Annotated in this window: 14 protein-coding genes and 2 other annotated features; of the genes, 3 read left to right on the plus strand and 11 right to left on the minus strand. The window is 38.1% G+C overall.

The genetic code is table 11. The features are described 5' to 3' along the window. From polX to zapA, 3 genes are read right to left on the minus strand one after another with little or no spacing between them, the layout of a single operon-like run. Positions 1–1,719 (minus strand): DNA polymerase/3'-5' exonuclease PolX, encoded by a 1,719-nt coding sequence (gene polX / locus AAIE21_RS05570; protein ID WP_343265823.1) that lies wholly within the window; start codon positions 1,717–1,719, stop codon positions 1–3. A gap of 55 nt (positions 1,720–1,774) precedes the next feature. Continuing rightward, entirely contained in the window at positions 1,775–2,314 is a 540-nt protein-coding gene (locus AAIE21_RS05575; RefSeq protein ID WP_343265824.1) for a CvpA family protein, read from the minus strand. 1 nt (position 2,315) lies between these two features. Beyond that, a complete protein-coding gene (zapA, locus tag AAIE21_RS05580; RefSeq protein ID WP_000082703.1) occupies positions 2,316–2,585 on the minus strand; it encodes a cell division protein ZapA in 270 nt (89 codons plus the stop codon). A 124-nt stretch (positions 2,586–2,709) separates the two neighbouring features. Here zapA and rnhC point away from each other — a divergent pair, with 124 nt between their 5' ends. Next, positions 2,710–3,648 (plus strand): ribonuclease HIII, encoded by a 939-nt coding sequence (rnhC, locus tag AAIE21_RS05585; protein ID WP_343265825.1) that lies wholly within the window; start codon positions 2,710–2,712, stop codon positions 3,646–3,648. A gap of 94 nt (positions 3,649–3,742) precedes the next feature. Here rnhC and AAIE21_RS05590 read toward each other — a convergent pair whose 3' ends face one another. From AAIE21_RS05590 to AAIE21_RS05625, 8 genes are all read right to left on the minus strand, one after another. Then, complete coding sequence (locus tag AAIE21_RS05590; protein ID WP_343265826.1) at positions 3,743–3,877, minus strand: YuzL family protein; 135 nt, start codon at positions 3,875–3,877, stop codon at positions 3,743–3,745. Positions 3,878–3,970: 93 nt separating this feature from the next. Beyond that, positions 3,971–5,362, minus strand: a complete 1,392-nt coding sequence (gene asnS, locus AAIE21_RS05595; protein ID WP_343265827.1) for an asparagine--tRNA ligase — start codon at positions 5,360–5,362, stop codon at positions 3,971–3,973. Between the two features lie 50 nt (positions 5,363–5,412). Then, positions 5,413–5,664 (minus strand) — a binding site (T-box leader). Positions 5,665–6,095: 431 nt separating this feature from the next. Next, a complete protein-coding gene (locus tag AAIE21_RS05600; RefSeq protein WP_343265828.1) occupies positions 6,096–8,174 on the minus strand; it encodes a sigma-54 interaction domain-containing protein in 2,079 nt (692 codons plus the stop codon). A gap of 162 nt (positions 8,175–8,336) precedes the next feature. Then, entirely contained in the window at positions 8,337–9,497 is a 1,161-nt protein-coding gene (iadA, locus tag AAIE21_RS05605) for a beta-aspartyl-peptidase (protein ID WP_343265829.1), read from the minus strand. 24 nt (positions 9,498–9,521) lie between these two features. Then, entirely contained in the window at positions 9,522–10,973 is a 1,452-nt protein-coding gene (gene nhaC, locus AAIE21_RS05610; protein ID WP_343265830.1) for a Na+/H+ antiporter NhaC, read from the minus strand. Between the two features lie 508 nt (positions 10,974–11,481). After that, positions 11,482–13,902, minus strand: a complete 2,421-nt coding sequence (pheT, locus tag AAIE21_RS05615) for a phenylalanine--tRNA ligase subunit beta (protein ID WP_343265831.1) — start codon at positions 13,900–13,902, stop codon at positions 11,482–11,484. Between the two features lie 18 nt (positions 13,903–13,920). Continuing rightward, complete coding sequence (gene pheS, locus AAIE21_RS05620) at positions 13,921–14,955, minus strand: phenylalanine--tRNA ligase subunit alpha (RefSeq protein WP_343265832.1); 1,035 nt, start codon at positions 14,953–14,955, stop codon at positions 13,921–13,923. 43 nt (positions 14,956–14,998) lie between these two features. Continuing rightward, positions 14,999–15,227, minus strand: a binding site (T-box leader). Positions 15,228–15,260: 33 nt separating this feature from the next. After that, on the minus strand, positions 15,261–16,058 hold the full coding sequence (locus tag AAIE21_RS05625) for a TrmH family RNA methyltransferase (protein ID WP_343265833.1): 798 nt from the start codon (positions 16,056–16,058) through the stop codon (positions 15,261–15,263). A gap of 82 nt (positions 16,059–16,140) precedes the next feature. On the opposite strand from AAIE21_RS05625, the gene sspI reads away from it, so the two are divergent. After that, complete coding sequence (sspI, locus tag AAIE21_RS05630) at positions 16,141–16,350, plus strand: small acid-soluble spore protein SspI (RefSeq protein ID WP_017153966.1); 210 nt, start codon at positions 16,141–16,143, stop codon at positions 16,348–16,350. Positions 16,351–16,525: 175 nt separating this feature from the next. Beyond that, positions 16,526–17,083, plus strand: a complete 558-nt coding sequence (locus AAIE21_RS05635; protein ID WP_343265834.1) for an HD domain-containing protein — start codon at positions 16,526–16,528, stop codon at positions 17,081–17,083. Positions 17,084–17,303 lie beyond the last annotated feature (220 nt).

Here is a 17,303-nt window from a genome sequence, read left to right on the forward strand (position 1 = left end):
TTACTTATTCCGTTTCACATAGTCTAATAAACGTTCAATATCCCATGTGTTAATCACGGTATCTTTTTGAATCCAGCCTTTACGTGCTGCCGCTACACCGGTTTCCATATCTTCTAACATCTCAAGTGTATGCGCATCCGTATTAATCGCTACTTTCACACCAGCATCTTGCGCTTGCTTGAGTAGCTTCGCGCTTAAATCTAAACGGTTCGGATTCGCATTTAATTCTAAAACTGTATCTGTTTCTTTTGCGAGTTCAATCAGTAAATCTGTATCTACATCGTACCCTTCGCGGCGTCCAAGAAGACGACCTGTCGGATGGGCAATCATTGTAACGTGCTTATTTTCAACCGCTTTACGCAAGCGTTTCATAATCGTTTCACGGTCTTGTGAGAAGCTAGAGTGAATTGCACCGATTACATAATCAAGCTCTGCTAATACTTCATCATCAAAATCAAGCGTTGCATCTGGTAAAATATCCATTTCAATTCCGCGTAAAATTGTGATATCTGGGTATTTTTCATTAACGCGCTCAATCTCTTTTCCTTGTTCACGAAGACGCTCTTTCGTTAAACCGTTTGCTACTTTCAAGTATTGAGAGTGGTCGGTAATTGCCATAAATTTATACCCACGCCCGCGACACGCTTGTACCATTTCTTCAATCGAAAAAGCGCCATCACTCCATGTTGTATGCATATGTAAATCACCTTGTATATCAGAGAACTGAATTAAATTCGGATATTCTGTAATTAATTCAATCTCTTTTCCGTCTTCACGTACTTCTGGCGGGATAAATGGCAGACCAAAATGAGCAAAGAATGCTTCTTCTGTTTCAAACGTCTTCACTTCACCTGTTTCTAAGTTTTCCACGCCGTACTCACTAATCTTTTCACCGTTATCTTTCGCAATTTGACGCATTCTTACGTTATGATCTTTTGAACCTGTAAAATGATGAAGCGTTGTAATAAATTCTTCAGGTTTTACAAGACGGAAATCAATTGAAATATCGTATTCATATTGCAAACGAACCGATACTTTTGTATCTCCACTTGCAATGACTTCAATCATATTATCAAACTGCAGTAAATGCTCACGTACCGTTGCTGGTTCTGTCGTTGCGATAATAAAATCTAAATCTTTCACCGTTTCACGAACGCGGCGCAGGCTACCAGCGCGAGAGAATCGAACAATTCCCTGTATATTCGACAATTTCTCTTCTATTTCCCCGGCAATAGGTAGGACCATCGCAATCGGTAAGCGTTCTGGACGAGAACCAACTTGAGCGATTGCTTCTAATATTTTCTCTTCCGTTTTCTTACCGAATCCCGCAAGTGCCTGTACTTTATTTTCTTCACAAGCTTTTTGCAATGTTTCCACATCAATAATACCAAGCTCTTTGTACAGCTTTGCTACTTTTTTACCACCAAGCCCTGGTAACTTCAGTAATGGTAATAGGCTGCTCGGCACTTCCTTTTCAAGCTCCTGCAATACTTCTGATGTTCCGCCTTCAATATATTCTTGAATAACTGCTGCTGTTCCTTTTCCGATTCCTGGAATCTTTGTGAAATCTTCAATTTCAGAAAGACTACGATCATCACTTTCTAATGCTGCTGCCGCTTTACGAAATGCTGATATTTTAAATGGATTCTCGCCCTTTAATTCCATAAAAAGGCCGATTGTCTCTAGTAATTGAATCACTTGTTTTTTATTCACTTTCATTATTACCCCGCCTTTCTTTCATAGAAAAAAACTCCTCTTTCCGAAAAAAGAGAAGTTATACTCTGCTACCAGTCTGCCATAGTTCCTTCACCTTTTCAGAAAGAATCGGTGTATCGTCTACAATTATTTTGCTAATTGATGATTTTTGTAATGGTGTTTGTACTTGTTCAATCGGAAGAATTGTTCCCACAATAATTAAGACAAACAAAATAATATACACTTCCAAAAAGCCAAGAAGCGCCCCAGCAAACGCATTTACCTGTTTTAAAACTGGGATTTCTGTAAACATATTCAGCAAATTCCCAAGCAATGACAGTGCGATTTTTGTAATAATAAATAGTACAATAAATGCAATTGCTTGATAGAATACTGCTTCGATATTATTCGCATCAATCCATTCTGGAACGGATACGTTCTTATCAAATGGATACGGAATAAATTTCTCAAGCGCTGGCGCTAAATCTTTGCAGTACCAGTATGCAACAAGGTATGCGATAATAAAGCTTGTTAACTTTACAAGTTGCAGGATAAACCCTCTTCTTAAACCGAGGAAAAATCCCATAACAAGCAACAAAATGATAATAATATCAATCATGTTATTCCATTCCTTTTTTTGTCATACTTTCTTTCAATTTTTCATGTTCTTCTTTTAATTTTATGTAATCGTGTATGACGTTTACCGCCGTCAATACCGCTAGTCTACTCGTATCAAGCGAAGGATTCTTGGCATTGAGTTCGCGCATTTTATCATCCACAATCGCTGCTACCATGCGGATATGACTTGTACTTTCATCGCCAACAACTGAATATTGTTGACCATAGATTTCTACATTAATTCGACTTTTATTTCCCTTTTGTTGTGACAACTCACCGGCCTCCAATCACGTACAGAATCCTAAAGTTTATCATACCATGAACCATCATAATATGGAAACAGAAAGAACAATCCGATATGATAAAAATAACAATATAGAAAAAGGAGTGACTACCTTGTCAAATTCTATCGTAATCCAAACAAATCCTGCAACAATTGAAGATATGAAACAACAGTATAAACAAGCAATTGCACCCAAAGTCCCGCAAGGCGGTGTCTTTATGGCAAAAGTCCCATCTTGTACCATTACAGCCTATAAGTCCGGTAAAGTTATGTTTCAAGGTGGACGTGCTATGGAAGAATCTGCCCGCTGGCAAAATGTTTCTCAAGTACCGAAATCTTCAGTCAAAAAAACAGTAGATGCACATCGTTTTGCGCCCCCAGCTTCTATCGGTACGATGTCTATTCTTGGATCAGACGAAGTTGGTACTGGAGATTTCTTTGGACCAATGACGGTTGTTGCTGTATATGTCGATGCAAAGCAAATTCCATTATTAAAAGAACTCGGTGTAAAAGATTCAAAAAACTTAAATGATGCTCAAATTGCTGAAATCGCAAAACAGCTCCTTGCCGTTGTTCCTTACAGTTCTCTCGTTTTACATAATGAAAAGTATAATGAGCTGTTCGATAAAGGAAATAACCAAGGTAAACTAAAAGCACTCTTACACAATAAAGCCATCACAAACTTACTAGCAAAGATTGCACCAACACAGCCAGAGGGCATTTTAATCGACCAATTTACGCAACCAGATACATATTATAAATATTTAGCAAAACAAAAACAGGTACAGCGTGAAAATGTGTATTTTGCAACCAAAGGCGAAAGTGTCCATTTAGCAGTTGCAGCAGCTTCGATTTTAGCTCGCTACTCATTCGTAAAACAGTTTGATGAATTAAGCAAAAAAGCGGGTATGCCACTTCCGAAAGGAGCAGGCAAGCAAGTTGATATCGCCGCAGCGAAATTAATTCAAAAACTAGGAAAAGAACGACTACCTGAGTTTGTGAAACTTCACTTTGCGAATACAGAGAAGGCGTTTCGTTTATTGAAAAAATAGCTATTTTTTAGTATCGACAATATAAGAATGAACTAAACAAAGAGAAAAGAATCCTTAATAAAAAGGGGAGTCAACACGACTCCCCTTTTTATGCTTAACTACGCTTTTGTCTCTTATTTGATGAAGGTATTTTATGAGAACCAGTTTCGTATGTTGTAGTTCCTTGTCCTTCAACTTGCGAAGAACCGAGGCTTGCTCTTGAAGGATCTTTTTTTACTTTTTTACCCATTTCATTCACCCCTTTTTGTTACTTTTTACTTAGAAATAAGAAAGTATACAGCACAAAAAAGAGAGAGGATTTCCCTCTCTCTTTTTGCATATCTTAAAACTCCGAAGAACCTGGAGTTCTTGGGAATGGAATTACGTCACGGATGTTTGCCATACCAGTGATATACATTAGGAAACGTTCGAAACCTAGACCGAATCCAGCGTGTTTTGTACCGCCGTATTTTCTAAGTTCTAAGTACCACCAGTAGTCTTCTTCATTCATGCCTAATTCTTTAATTCTGTCTACTAAAACGTCCATTCTTTCTTCACGTTGGCTACCGCCGATTAATTCGCCGATGCCAGGAACTAGAAGGTCAGTAGCAGCTACTGTTTTACCGTCATCGTTCATACGCATGTAGAACGCTTTAATGTCTTTCGGATAGTCAGTTACGAATACAGGGCGTTTGAAGATTTCCTCTGATAAGTATCTTTCGTGCTCTGTTTGTAAGTCAATACCCCATTCTACCGGGTATTTGAAGTCTGCACCTGATTCTTGAAGCACTTTAATTGCTTCTGTGTATGTGATACGACCGAAGTCAGAGTTAATTACGTTGTTCATGCGCTCTAGAACTGTTTTATCAACGAAGCTGTTGAAGAATTCCATTTCTTCTGGTGCATGCTCTAATACGTATTTCATTGCATATTTCAGCATATCTTCTGTAAGATCCATTACATCGCCTAATTCAGCAAATGCAATCTCAGGCTCAACCATCCAGAACTCAGCTGCGTGGCGAGTTGTGTTTGAATTTTCTGCACGGAATGTAGGTCCGAATGTGTATACATCACGGAACGCTAATGCATAAGCTTCAGCATTAAGTTGTCCACTTACTGTTAAGTTTGTTTCTTTACCGAAGAAGTCTTTTGATTCATCAACTTGTCCGTCTTCACCTTTTGGCACGTTGTTTAAGTCTTGCGTTGTTACACGGAACATTTCGCCCGCACCTTCTGTATCACTACCCGTGATAATTGGTGTATGAACATGTACGAATCCACGTTCTTGGAAGAATTGGTGAATCGCAAACGCTGCGATAGAACGCACTCGGAATGTTGCAGAGAATGCATTTGTTCTTGGACGTAAATGAGCGATTGTACGTAAGTATTCAAATGTATGACGTTTCTTTTGAAGTGGGTAATCAGAATCTGATAAGCCTTCAATTGTAATTTTGTCCGCTTTAATTTCAAATGGCTGCTTCGCTCCTGGTGTTGCGATAAGAATTCCCTCAACTGCAACTGAAGAGCTGAGTGGAAGCTTTGCAATTTCTTTAAAGTTTTCTAACTCTGTATCGAAAACGATTTGAACGCTTTTGAAAAAACTACCATCGTTTAATTCAATGAAACCAAATGCTTTTGAATCACGTAGGTTACGAATCCAACCCGATACTTGTACTTTTTGATCAACATATTTTTCTGTATCTCTATACAGACTTTTTACTAATGTGTTTTCCATATTGAATTGCTCCTTTTCCTATATTTAAATACAAAAAAACCTTTCATCCATAAAGGGACGAAAGGTTAAACTTCGCGGTACCACCCAATTTGTCATAAAGACCAACTTTAACTCGTATGTAATACATACTTCCCGGTTTGTAACAGGCCGGCTTCCCGTCTAAGTCTACTCTTGAATACAAGCTTCAATTTCGGTTAGCAACTCCAAGGTGTTCTTCACATATACCGCCTCATCAGGCTCTCACCGTCCCTGACTCGCTATGGATTATAGTATATACTACTTTTCCTTATCATCGTCTTTCATTTTGTTAAACTAAAATTAATGTACTACATTCGAGGGAAAGATGCAAGGTGTCCCCCATTAATAATACTTTTTTAAAATTATATTTCTAATAATCACTTCATTTTCAGCTCTGTATCCCTCTTATGCAGATGAGGTGTTTACGGAAAGAAAAGCGGCAAGAACCTAGTTATAAAGTGAAATTTTAATCAGTGGGGGTTTTCTTCATCCCCCACTGATTATTAGCCCTCACCAATCAGGCTTTTACGAGCAGTTTATCTCCCACCTAACTTCTTTACTTCTGTCGAATTTTGAGGCGGGAGTATTACCGCCCACGAATAGCGGGATAAATAGAAAAGGCTGATTACTTACGTAACTTCGTACCAAATTTCTCTTCTACCGCTAGTTGCTTAATCCTTTAATTTTAAAAATAAAACGCCTCTATACTTCTAAATTATGTTTGTAGCAAAATCCGGTTAATATATGCCTTTCCTTCTTCTGTTGCAGTGCATCCTCTAATCCCTCTATTTACCTGAATCAATTGTTGGACTCGGAGCCTCTCAATGATGCTCTTCACTTTCCCTTCTCCCATATTCACGCCTTTACGGGCAAGCTCTAATACAATTTTCCGTCGACCAATTCCAAATTTCAAATAAATAATGAATAGCACTTGTTCTTCTTCTGACAACATACTTTTAGACAAATGTTTTATTTCCGGTCTTTTTTGATTTTCTGCTTCTTTTAACAAATAATGAGGCAAATCACTTATTTGAATTTTTTGATCAGGCATTTTCACATTCAACATATACTCCACGACATTGATAAGCTCCCGAACATTTCCTGGCCATGGATGATGCTGCAAAAACTCGATTGTGTCTTTTTCTATGTACTCCTTTACATGATAGACCTCATCATTACTGAACTTGTTAATGTAATGGTGTAGCAATAGTAAAATATCTTCTCGTCTTTCCCTAAGCGGTAAGGTTTGAAGCGGAAGGACATTTAATCGATAATATAAATCTTGTCTAAATGTTCCTTCCTGCACTTTTTCTTCTAGGTTTACATTTGTCGCAGCAATAATACGAACATCAATGGGAACTTGCTCATTTCCACTGACTCTTCGAATTACTCCTTCTTGCAACACCCTCAATAGCTTCACTTGTAAATCAAGAGGTACGTCTCCAATCTCATCCATAAAAATCGTTCCTTCGTGTGCTTCTTCGAACAATCCTCTTTTTCCACCCTTTTTGGCGCCCGTAAACGCTCCTTCTTCATACCCGAACAGCTCACTTTCTAATATGGAAGCCGAAAGGGCCGCAAAATTAACAGCGACAAATGGCTGACCAGCACGGGATGAAGCATTGTGAATAGCTTGCGCTAATAACTCTTTTCCTGTACCGCTTTCTCCTTGAATAAGAACGGTTGCATTCCGCTGAGCCATTTTTTTGGCAAGCTCCAACGTCTTTATCATTGGAGCGCTTCGTGAGTATAGATGAGTAAAGTTATAGTTAGCAATAAATTTCTTATTCTTTAATTTCGAACGAATAACTGTATCAATTTGTTTGAACGTATCGTAGTTTTCAAACTCTATCAGATAACAAATGGTCTCTCCATCTTTTTCAACTTTATCAATGAAAGCGATATATGTATGATTATGTAAAACAAAAATTTCATCTTTATGACTGTACGTTGATTGCAACTTAAATTCCCGACCTAGAAAGTCTTTTATATTAGCATTCAATAACGAATAGCCATCAAACATTAATTTTGTTTTCGCATTAAAATATGTAATCATCCCTTCATCATCGCAAAATAATAATGCTTTTGGAAATTTATCAAAAATCGTTTTTAGTAAAAGATTAGAGTGATCTAGCTTATGATTTAATACGGACAAATATTTCGTCAATCCAATAATTTCACTTACAAACTCTGAAGAGGCTACCGCCCCCCTTTGCGATAAAAGGTTTAATTCACTCATGACTTCCGTTACGGTTGTAATATCTACCTGTCTACTTCCAATGTCAATAACTTGCCCTATACCATTTGGCACAAGATGACGTTCTCCCGGAGTAATGGCTATCGAACACGATTCATATGTTTTGATCCCCGGATAATATGGAAAAAGGGAAAGGGATTGAAAACCATGCCCTTGTAGTTGCTGAATTGTTTCCAGACAGCTTTCTTTTGAATCATTAACCAATAAAACTCGCATTTTTTCTTTTAATGTAAACAACTGTTCAATATTTTCGTATCGTAAAGCCCTTCTTGCAACAATGACTTTTGAGGCATCTCGGATTTTGTCAGATACAATCCGTAATACAGGGTCTCCCGTCATTAGCACAACTTTCCCAGAAAACTCTTCGTCAAATCCTTCTTCTATAGAATATCCTCTTATTTTGATTTCTTTTCCTATATAGCGTGTAACCTGCTCTATAACACTGTGTAATGTATTAACCCCTAATGAAATCACGATTAATTCTTTCATCTTTTTCTCCCTCTTTGCACGGTCGAATCCAAATTTTCTGTTTACCATTATGAAAGAAAACTCCCTTTATGTCTAGGAAAGAACAAAGCGCCCTAGAAATTCAATATAGACACCGGGGAATCTTGTTACTACTAGGAGATTACGCTTTAACTAATCCTATAATCAAGGGGATGAATCAAAATATTTTGATTCATCCCCTTTTTACAGTTTTTATTCAAACATTCCTTTTTTAACAATCTCGTAATTTTTCATGAATGGGATTCCGCCCACAAACACATCCCGAACATGTAACTTTTCATCTAATAAAACAAGATCAGCATACCCATTCTCTACGATAACACCTCGTTCATGACTAATGCCCAATCCCTTAGCGGGATTCATTGTAAACGGTCTTAGCGCTTGATCGATTGGCAATCCTTCTTGGTTGACCAAGTCTCTCAAAGTATGTAGAGTCGGTTCAAAACCGGCAACTTCGAGGCCAATGAATTGGCCATTTTCATCAAAAACGGGCATGCTCCCATGTGCATCGGAGCTAATAGTGATTTGATCGATGTCAACCCCATGATTGAGTAAATGTACAAGTGCCTTACTAGGTGTGATCGTTTTCCCTTCCGTCACCAAATTGATATTGGACGTAATATCGACCAAGCCACCCCGTTTGGCAAATTCGATCGAAGCATCTAATAGACGGGTATTTCGGTTAATATGAGTAGGACTAAAAAGACTGATAGGCAAATCCGTTTCATTTAGTATTTCATAAATCATCTCGTATAGCCCTTGTCCATTCCCCATATGCAAGTGAATAAATCCATGCTTTTTTGAAAGCATAGATGCCACTCTAACATGGGCAGCCAATCTCTTCAGTTCTTCTTTCATGACATATGAAGAACGATGATCCTCAATTGCGAGTTTCAAGCCAAGCACTTCATTAAAATACATAATATCATCTCTTATATCATCCGTTATAGTATTTGGAGGATAACCATATCCCCCTGTTAAAATGTATGCATTTAGTCCTTCTTCTCTTAGTGCTTTCGCTTTAGCTAGTAAGTTTTTTGTATTCCTCGCCAAATCATTTGTACCTAATAATCCAACAACAGTAGTGATACCTTGCTGAATAATCGTGCTGATTTGAACTTCAGGTGTACTTGATGCAAAACCCCCTTCTCCACCGCCACCTGTAATATGCACATGGCGATCAATAATTCCAGGTATGCACTTTGTATTTGTGCCGTCAACCACTTGAATGCCAATGCCTGTTATATTAATCTCGTCCTCTATTTTCACGATACGATCATTTACTGTTAGTATATCTTTTTTCCCTTTATATTGTGGTGCATAAAGTTCTGTATTTTTGATTAGTTGTAACATCATGATGCCTCCTATAAATATTTTTTATATTCTATATTGGACATCTTTGTCCATTTCTTTATCATTGGAAGAATTATTAATTTTTTCAATCGTAAGCCCTGTATATCCATAAATGATGGCTATAATAAATCCGAGATAACACATTACTGCCCACGGTAAATATTCAATAACCGGTACACCCAAAGTACTGGACATATAGACACCTGCCATCGACCAAGGTATAAGCGGAACAACAACTGTTCCGGAATCCTCTAATGTCCTTGATAAATTTTTCGGGTGCAAGCCTCTTTCTGCATAGACATTTTTGAATAATTCACCAGGAATTAAAATCGACAAATAAGAGCTCCCTGTCGTAATAGCCATTGTAATACAAGATAATACAGTTGCTAAAATTAAACTGCCTGTAGATTTCGCTTTTTTATTAATTTTCTCAAGCACAACATCTAAACAGCCAATTTTACTAATGACACCTGCAAACGCAAATGAACAAAAAGCGATGAGGGTCGTCCCCATCATCGAATTCATCCCACCACGATTTAAAAGATTCTGCACTGCTTCCGGTGCTGTTGTTGGATCAAAACCGCTTACTGTCACCATACTGACATTAAACCCTTTTACAGTGGCCAAAAATACATTTTCCAATGAAATCGATTGAAAAACAAATCCTATTATGATAGCTGTAACAGATGAAATGAGCATAACCGGAATGGTCGGATACTTTTTGATTGAACCGACAAGGACGATAAGAACCGGAAGAATTAGCAGTACATTCCAATCAAACATAGTCGTTAATGTGGATGTTATCAGTTCAATTTGTTCTTGACTGACCGTATTGTTTGTGTAGGCCGACTTACCAACGATAAAATAAACGATTAAGCCTATTAATGCCGCTGGAACTGTCGTGTACAGCATATGCTTAATATGGTCATAAATGTTACTACCAGCCGCCGCCGGAGCTAAATTTGTTGTATCTGAAAACGGCGAAAGCTTATCACCGAAATAGGCGCCCGCTACAACTGCTCCTGCCGTAACTGGTAGGGATACACCTTGTACCGCCGCAATTCCCATAACTGCTACTCCAATTGTGCCAGCCGCCCCCCATGACGTCCCTGTAAAAACAGACACGATGGCTGTAACTACAAAAGTTGTTATTAATAAATAGTTTGGATTAATCATCTCAATTCCATAAAACATCATCATTGGAATTGTTCCTGAAACCATCCACGTCCCTATTAATATACCAACCGTAATCAAAATGAAAATAGCCGGCATAGATTTCGCTGTCTTCTCGACAATTCCCTCTTGCATTTCTTCCCATGAAACTCCTAAACTTTTTCCAATGACTGCAGCTATGATAGTAGCAATGATCAATAATGGTTCTGCGCTTAAATGAAATACACCGTAACCAATCCCCAACAAAATCAAAACAGCAAAAATCGGAATAATCGCTTGAAAAAAACTTGGTTTCCTTTTCACTTTTTCTTCCCCCTTGTCCTTCCGTAAAAACGCACATTCACCATCGTTCGGCTTACCATATGATCTTGCAATTATCGAGCCAACATGTTTTTTATTTGAATAAACATGTTAATCCGCCTGTTTCAGTCATTAAAGTATAATTCTCTCTTTTATAAAAAAGGCTATTAATGGGATTAAAAACAAATAAAATACCATTAATATACCATTTAATCTAAATTAAGAATTATAAGGTCTAGCACGAACACACTCAAAAACTAGTGGTTCTGAAAAATAACACTCAACTGCCAGTTTTAGCGTTTTTTAATGAATCCTTCCTATTTGGAATACACGTAGTTATTAAGGGAGGCTATTATCATTGAACTTAAACATAAAAAGAGCCACCCTTCCATGCAATATGCATAGAAGGGTGACCCTTTTACATTAAATTATTCATTGTCTTAAGTCGAACTATGGTTCCAAACAGCTTATTTTGCTACATTTAGAACCTCCTCACTTTTACATACAAAACTTATTTACGTAACTCCGCACCAAATTTCTCTTCTACCACTGTTAATACACGGTTATGCGCTTCTGTTACTTCTTCGTCTGTTAATGTACGTTCTGGGTCGAAGTAGTTCATAGAGAATGCAAGTGATTTCTTGCCTTCTTCCATTTTTTCACCTTCGTATAAGTCGAATAGTGTTACTTCTTTTAGAAGTTCTCCGCCTGCTTCAGCAATTACTTGCTTCATTTCGCCAGCTTTTACTTCTTTCGCTACTACAACTGCCATATCACGTGTCATAGATGGGAAACGTGGGATTGCTGTATAGTAAGTTTCCTCTACATCTGCACCGAATACTTGTACAAGAGATAGTTCAAATACGAATGTATCTTTCACATCTAATTGCTTTTGCGCTTCTGGGTGTAATTGACCGATGAAACCAATTACTTCGCCGTCTAATAAGATATCGGCTGTACGCCCTGGGTGCATACCTTCACGTTTTGCAGGAGCATATGTGATGCTCTTTGCAACGCCAAGTACGTCGAATAATCCTTCTAATACACCTTTTGCAACGAAGAAGTCAACGACTTTCTTCTCACCTTGCCATGCATGGTGAAGTGCAAGACCTGTCATAACACCAGCAAGATGTTGTTCTTCTTTCGGAAGCTCACCTTCTGCTGTTGGTAAAAAGATAGAACCTACTTCATATAATGCAACACTATCGTTTTTACGAGCATTGTTATATGAAACTGCTTCTAACAGTTGTGGTACTAAGCTTAAACGAAGTTGGCTGCGCTCTTCACTCATTGGAAGTGCAAGATTAACAGGCGCTTTTTCGTTTGGCTCAACCATATATTGTTTTGCTTTATCAGCGCTTGTTAATGAATACGTAATTGCTTCATATAAACCAGCACCTTCTAAGTAGCGACGTACTTTACGACGTTTTGTTTGCGCCGCTGTTAATTTACCACGTGTCATTGTACCAGTTGGTAATGTAACTGGAATATGGTCATAACCGTACAGACGACCTACTTCTTCTACTAAGTCTTCTGAAATGGTAATATCAGGACGACGTGCTGGTACGTTCACATGGAATGTTCCTTCTACTTCTGTGAATGGGAATTTCAAGTTTGTGAAGATTGTGCCCATTTCACTAGCAGAGATTTCTGTACCTAATACACGGTTTACTTTTTCAGCTGTAACAGATACTGTACGCTCTTGCACTTGTAAGTAATCAACTTCTACTACACCTTCAAGTGCTTCGCCACCAGCATATTTCGCCATTAAAGCAGCTGCATGTTGAATTGCTTCAAATGTACGTGTTGGGTCAATTCCTTTTTCGAAACGTGCACTTGATTCACTACGAAGACCTAAGTCTTTTGATGTACGGCGCACTGTTTGCCCTTCGAAGTATGCAGATTCGATAAGAACGTTTACTGTATCGTTATCAACTTCAGATTCAGCCCCACCCATTACACCAGCAACAGCTAATGCTTTTGTGCCGTTTGTAATCGCAAGGTGATGACCTTGTAATGTACGTTCTTGATCGTCTAATGTTTGAATCTTCTCGCCTTCTTTTGCAAGGCGAACAACGATTTCTTTTGAGCCTAATTTATCATAGTCAAATGCATGTAACGGTTGACCATATTCAATTAAAATGTAGTTTGTAATATCCACTACGTTGCTAATTGGACGAATGCCAGCTGCCATAAGGCGTGTTTGCATCCACATTGGTGATGGACCAACTTTTACGTTTTTCACCATTTTTGCGATGTATAATGGATTTTGTTCTGTTGCTTCTACACTTACAGAAATGTAATCAGATGTTTTTTCTGTTGTTTCTTGTAAGTCTGCAGCTGGAAGTTTCACTTCACGGCCGTAAATAGCAGCTACTTCGTATGCAACACCTAACATATTTAAGCAATCTGCACGGTTTGGTGTTAAACCAAGTTCCAGTACTTCATCGTTTAAGTTTAAGATTTCAAGCGCATCTGCACCAACTTCAGCATCACTCGGGAAGATGAAGATACCATCTGCATATTCTTTTGAAACTAACTTGCCATCAATGCCAAGCTCTTGCAAGGCACAAACCATACCGTGAGAAGCTTCACCACGTAGTTTTGCTTTTTTAATTTTGAAGTTACCAGGAAGAACTGCGCCAACTTTCGCAATTGGTACTTTTAAACCTTTTGCAATGTTAGGAGCTCCGCAAATAATTTGAACTGGCTCTTCTTCACCGATATCGATTAAACATTTGCTTAACTTATCAGCTTCTGGATGTTTTTCGCACTCTAATACGTGACCTACTACAACACCTTTTACACCTTTATTTAATACTTCAACGCCTTCTACTTCAATACCACTTTTCGTGATTTTATCTGCTAATTCTTGTGCCATTACATCTTTAATATCTACATACTCTTGTAACCAACGATATGATACGAACATATTTACCCTCTCCTTCCCTTACGCTCGTTTGAATTGTTGTAAGAAACGTACATCGTTTGTATAGAAATGACGAATGTCATCAACGCCGTATTTCAACATTGCAATACGCTCTGCACCCATACCGAATGCGAAACCTTGATATTCTTTTGAATCATAGCCAGCCATTTCAAGTACGTTTGGATGAACCATACCTGCACCTAAAATTTCAATCCATCCTGTTCCTTTACATGTGCCGCAACCTTTGCCGTGACACATCATACAAGAAATATCCATCTCTACAGATGGCTCTGTGAATGGGAAGAAACTTGGACGAAGACGAATTTCACGATCTTCACCGAACATCTTTTTCACAAATACTTGCAGTGTACCTTTTAAATCACTCATGCGAATGTTTTTATCGATTACAAGACCTTCAATTTGCATGAACTGATGTGAATGTGTCGCATCATCATCATCGCGGCGATACACTTTACCAGGACAAATAATTTTAATTGGACCTTTTTCTTTATTATTTTCCATTGTTCTTGCTTGCACAGAAGATGTATGTGTACGTAGTAATGTTTCTTCTGTAATGTAAAATGTATCTTGCATATCACGTGCTGGATGATCTTTCGGTAAGTTTAACGCTTCGAAGTTGTAGTAATCTTTCTCTACTTCTGTCCCTTCAGCCACTTCATATCCCATACCGATAAATACATCTTCAATTTGTTCAACAACCGCTGTTAACGGGTGATGACAGCCTGTTTCTACAGGACGACCTGGTAATGTAACATCAATTGTTTCAGACGCTAACTTTGCTTCGATTACTGCTTTTTCGATATTGCTAATTTTTTCTTCCAAACGCGTTTGAATTGCTTCACGTACTTCATTTACTAATGCTCCCATACGTGGACGCTCTTCTGCTGATAATTTTCCCATGCCGCGTAATACTTCTGTAATCGGGCCTTTTTTTCCTAAATACGCAACGCGTACATCATTTAAGCCCTTTAGCTCTTTTGCTTCTTCAATCAGCTCTAACGCTTTTTGCTTTAGCTCTTTTAAACGTGCTTCCATTTGGAACCCTCCTAATTTAAAAAATAAAAAAACCTCGCTCCCAAAAAGGGACGAGGTAAATTCGCGGTACCACCCTAAATTGACAGAACAAGTCTGCCCACTCAATTCGTTATAACGGTCAGCTTTGACCGGAACGCCTTTACATACAATGGTCCTGGCGTCAACTCCAGAGGTGAATTCACTTCCGTCTACCATAAGAATGCTTTCAGTCTAAGGCACTCTCTCCCTATATGGCGATTTTGCAAGCTACTCTTCTCTATCAACGTTTTTTAACTATTTCACTTCCACCTATTATAAGAAGTTTTTTATCGATTCGCAACCGGGGTTTGTAAATAATACGTTAAAATCCCCGCAGCAACCGCAACATTTAATGATTCTGCCCCGCCGTAAATTGGAATATACAAGTTTTGATTACATTTTGTAAGAATCTCTTCGCGTACACCGTTGCCTTCGTTTCCTACAATTAATGCAAAACTTCCTGCCGGCGTTACTTCACCATATGGAATTCCATTTTCAAGCGCTGTTCCGTATACAGGAACATTCTTTTCTTTTAACTTGTCTACCCATTCTGCTAAATTTCCTTTTACAATCGGTAAATGGAAAATAGAACCTTGTGTAGAGCGAAGTACTTTACTATTATAAGCATCGACGCACCCTTCTCCAAGCACAACGGCATGAATACCAGCTGCATCTGCTGTACGAATAATTGTCCCTAAATTACCTGGGTCTTGCAGGCCATCTAATAATAGAAATTTCCCATCTGTAAGAGCAATTTCTTTCTCATGCTTTTCACAAACAGCAAATACACCTTGCGTCGTTTCTGTTTCACGGAGTACCTTTACAATTGCTTCAGGTACAATATACATTTCAACATCAGTAACCGTCCAATCTTTCGGTAGATCTGTTTGATCTGAGACGATAAGTTCTACAGCAACGCCTGCCTTTAAAGCTTCCTCTACTAAATGGAATCCTTCTACAAAAAATAGTCCTTTTTTATCGCGCTCTTTTTTCGTCTGCAGCTTTTTCCACTGCTTTACACGCGGATTTTGTACTGAATCAATATTTTTCATAATATGTATTTCCCTCTCTTCTTGTCTTCTCATTATAGCCTATTTTTCATACATATTTACATAAAAAAGAACAAAAACTAACGTCAGTTTCAATTCAGAAGAAGAGGTGAAAGTAATGAATTTTAATCTACGCGGCGCCGTATTAGCAAACGTTGCAGGAAATACACAAGGCGAATTACAAGAGACCATTGTAGAAGCAATTCAAAGCGGTGAAGAAAAAATGCTTCCAGGGCTTGGTGTTTTATTTGAAGTGATTTGGCAAAATGCCGACGAAAATGGAAAGCATGAGATGTTAGAGACACTTGAGCAAGGGTTAAAAAAATAAAGAATTAAAGATCACCTTGGCATGAGCTAGGGTGATTTTTATATGCATAAAAAATTCTCTCCTCCTAAACATTTCTACTTTACTAACGTAGCGTGATGGAGTACAATGTTCAAAATACATTTAAACCTATCGATTTTCTTTATATATATCAACCAATAAAAGGAGTGAATGTTTTATGCACCGTATTACGCTTGAACAAATTTTTCAACATCATATTACACAAAAATACGTCAACCGTTCTGGAATGGTCCATGCGATCGCCGTCGCTTACCATGCGTTTCACTTAGCTAAAAAGCATCACGCCTCAGTCGATGCAGCAACAAAGGCTGGTTTTCTTCATGACATAGGACACCATACATGGTACACAGGCGGAGAATGGGACTATGAATTGTATAAAAAGAATGATATACATGCGATTAAAGGAGCGGAAAGAGCACATAAATTGCTCATCCGATTAGGTGAACATCCGAAACAAGCAAAAGAAATTTCCGTCGCAATTCTTCTGCACACAGATTCCTTTTTACTAGAACAAGCACTTGAAAGAACGACTCTACAAAATATTATTAAATGGGCGGACGAAGCAGACGAAGAACCGGGCGGAGCACACCATTACCGAACAATCTCTTATGACAAAGCATTGAAAGCCATTCAGCAATTAGATCGAATGGTAGAGCGTGAATTACAAGTTCAACAATCAAAATCCCATAAAAAATCAGAGAAAATCTATCAATAACAAAGAGGTATCACTACATAGGGATACCTCTTTTATTATTTTACAACAACTTAGCCCTTCTTCACCTTTCGATAATCTGTTTTCTGCTCTTCTTTTCAACTGATGTGACTGCGGGAGCAAAAGTACTTTTTCATTTCTATCAAAATTCATATATCCCTTACTAATATCCAACTTAAACCTTTTGTTATAAAATATACCTTATCAATTAGGAGGTATATTT

The organism is Paenibacillus sp. 102 (assembly GCF_039549175.1).
GTDB lineage: Bacteria > Bacillota > Bacilli > Bacillales > Bacillaceae_G > Bacillus_A.

Excerpts from the sequence above, each read along its gene's own strand:
- AAIE21_RS05575 (WP_343265824.1), bottom strand. The coding sequence starts at position 2,314 with ATGATTGATATTATTATCATTTTGTTGCTTGTTATGGGATTTTTCCTC.
- AAIE21_RS05625 (WP_343265833.1), bottom strand. The coding sequence starts at position 16,058 with ATGAGAAGACAAGAAGAGAGGGAAATACATATTATGAAAAATATTGAT.
- sspI (WP_017153966.1), top strand. The coding sequence starts at position 16,141 with ATGAATTTTAATCTACGCGGCGCCGTATTAGCAAACGTTGCAGGAAAT.
- AAIE21_RS05600 (WP_343265828.1), bottom strand. The coding sequence starts at position 8,174 with ATGGTAAACAGAAAATTTGGATTCGACCGTGCAAAGAGGGAGAAAAAG.
- iadA (WP_343265829.1), bottom strand. The coding sequence starts at position 9,497 with ATGTTACAACTAATCAAAAATACAGAACTTTATGCACCACAATATAAA.
- polX (WP_343265823.1), bottom strand. The coding sequence starts at position 1,719 with ATGAAAGTGAATAAAAAACAAGTGATTCAATTACTAGAGACAATCGGC.
- pheT (WP_343265831.1), bottom strand. The coding sequence starts at position 13,902 with ATGTTCGTATCATATCGTTGGTTACAAGAGTATGTAGATATTAAAGAT.
- AAIE21_RS05590 (WP_343265826.1), bottom strand. The coding sequence starts at position 3,877 with ATGGGTAAAAAAGTAAAAAAAGATCCTTCAAGAGCAAGCCTCGGTTCT.
- AAIE21_RS05635 (WP_343265834.1), top strand. The coding sequence starts at position 16,526 with ATGCACCGTATTACGCTTGAACAAATTTTTCAACATCATATTACACAA.
- pheS (WP_343265832.1), bottom strand. The coding sequence starts at position 14,955 with ATGGAAGCACGTTTAAAAGAGCTAAAGCAAAAAGCGTTAGAGCTGATT.
- asnS (WP_343265827.1), bottom strand. The coding sequence starts at position 5,362 with ATGGAAAACACATTAGTAAAAAGTCTGTATAGAGATACAGAAAAATAT.